The sequence below is a fragment of the Nostoc sp. UIC 10607 genome (assembly GCF_047228265.1).
GTDB classification, from domain to species: Bacteria; Cyanobacteriota; Cyanobacteriia; order Cyanobacteriales; family Nostocaceae; genus Nostoc; species Nostoc foliaceum_A.
Map to the genome: position 1 here is coordinate 1 of NZ_JBIQNW010000166.1, position 2,071 is coordinate 2,071.

Here is a 2,071-nt window from a genome sequence, read left to right on the forward strand (position 1 = left end):
TTTTGGGTGTTAGTTCCACACTGCTTCTAGGCGATCGCGATCAAGATGGTAAATAATCCTCAGTTTGACAACCTACCGCCAATCAAGTTGATCCACATACAGGATCAAGCACCATCAACCCTACAGGGAGAATCTAGAAGCAGGGCAGAAAAAATAGCTGCACCCACAGACATACGGTGGGTAAAAGTACTGGAATTTTTACGCAGCAACAATCTCGCACCCAACAGCCGCAAGCTTTACGAACGAGAACTGAAGCGGTTTTTGGCATGGAGTGAGCTGCATTATCATGAGCTACGCCCGCGTCACTTCGCACTATATAAAGAATATCTGCGGGATGAACTGCGGACTGATGTTGGTAAACCGCTTTCAAAAAGCAGCATCAATGCGGGAATTGCGGCACTCAAAAGCTTTTTCAAATGGATGTGCTATACGTATCCTGAAATTATTGCTACTAATCCTACACTGGGGATTAAACTAGAAAAAGTGCCACTGCCACCAGCCCAGAGTTTAACCTCAGAACAGATGGAACAGGTTTGGTCAGCGTTAGAGTTATTGGGAGAAACAAAGCAACGGGATACAGCACTTGTTCACATTCTCAGTCATGGACTGCGGGCAGGGGAAGTTGTACAGCTAAATGTTGGGTCATTTGATGGCAAGCTGCTATTTTTACCAGACACCAAAACCAATGAACCACGCTTAGTTCCACTGCGAAAAGAGAGCCGGGAAGTTTTAGCAGAGTATTTGCTTACGCGCTCACAGCAAGGAGAGGTTTTGACCAGCCTCAGTCCATTGATGATTTCACACCATGCTTCATACAAAGGTGAACGCTTAAGTTATCACGGCATTTACTTCGCGGTGGAAAAAATTGGTGAAATAGCTCACATTGAGGATTTGCACCCTCACTCCTTTCGACATACTTACGCTACTGACTTATTGCTATTGGGAGTTGACCCCAGCCATGCACGAAAATTAACAGGACATCAAAGCGAGAAAGCGTTTCGGCGGTATACGCTTCGCAGCGAACAAGAAGCGGCGATCGCGGCCTACTATCGCGCGATTGGTGAAGAGGAAGCAGAGTAGACTATGCCAAAGCCACTCGATCCCAAGTGTCAGTTATGCGCCAAGTTACCAACAACCCAAGCTAAAGTGCTGCATGGAACAGCAGGGGACGGGTGTTGGAATCCACGCATTTGCCACAATCGCCGCTCATTCTATCGCCACCGCTCCCATAATAATTCAGCAGAAATTGATTCAGTAACAGTCGAACCACCAGCAACATATTTTGCAGTGCTGTATTTGTATAAAGAACCAGGGGATAAGCCATTGCACGCCTTGGGCGCAGAACTCTGGCTGGGGCAAAAACCTGTTTGCCGCTTAGAACCAATTCACTGCTTTGGGTTAACGGCTGGCAAGATCCGCGCCTATACAGATCAGGTGTTGCAGTCTTTTGCTAAACAATACGGTGTTTCACTATATCAATATAAAGATATGTTTGAGATTACCTCAAGCTACTGCCCAGTGCGGCCTTGCCCCTTGCATCCACAATCTTAGAGATGACCGAATAATTAGTAATTCGTAATTCGTAATTCGTAATTAATTAGGAGTTAATTAATAATTAAATCATTGAGGGTACAAGCCCCAAGATCAGTTATGAAGAAAGAGAAAACGCGTAGCAACTTTATTCAAGACCTCACATTTATCCGTAAGGCAATAATTACGAATTACGAATTAGAAATTACGAATTATTATGACCACATACCGCCAATTAACAATCTGGGATGTGCTTGATGAGTTGTCTGAATCTCCACCAACTTCTTCCCTTGATGCTATGTGGGATTGTTTGGATGCCGAGCTAGAGAATTTACCCTTGGAGGCACAGTTATTAACCGCAGCGCTTGCCTTCAGTCAAATTGCAGATATTCTGAAGTCTCGTGCCGAAGTGCTGTTGCAAGATACCCGCGATCGCAATAGTCTTTTGGGGCCAGTTGTTAGCTCCGATCTCTTTGCTGGTCTAGTGCGGACAACAATGCACCTAGATTTAGATGATTTGATTGAACCGCAAACACCACAA

General features: G+C 45.1%; 2 protein-coding genes and 1 pseudogene. All 3 read left to right on the forward strand.

Translation table 11 applies throughout. The features are described 5' to 3' along the window. The first annotated feature begins 45 nt into the window (after positions 1–45). Positions 46–1,080 carry a tyrosine-type recombinase/integrase gene (locus tag ACEYW6_RS36065; RefSeq protein ID WP_412983584.1) on the forward strand — a complete coding sequence of 345 codons (1,035 nt, stop codon included), beginning with the start codon at positions 46–48 and terminating at the stop codon, positions 1,078–1,080. 3 nt (positions 1,081–1,083) lie between these two features. Then, positions 1,084–1,551, forward strand: a complete 468-nt coding sequence (locus ACEYW6_RS36070) for a hypothetical protein (protein ID WP_412983585.1) — start codon at positions 1,084–1,086, stop codon at positions 1,549–1,551. Between the two features lie 196 nt (positions 1,552–1,747). Then, positions 1,748–2,071 (forward strand): annotated as a pseudogene (locus ACEYW6_RS36075) (hypothetical protein); the annotation flags it as partial.

What these genes read in the sequence shown, in the direction of transcription:
- ACEYW6_RS36070 (WP_412983585.1), top strand. Translation starts at nt 1,084, where the DNA reads ATGCCAAAGCCACTCGATCCCAAGTGTCAGTTATGCGCCAAGTTACCA.
- ACEYW6_RS36065 (WP_412983584.1), top strand. Translation starts at nt 46, where the DNA reads ATGGTAAATAATCCTCAGTTTGACAACCTACCGCCAATCAAGTTGATC.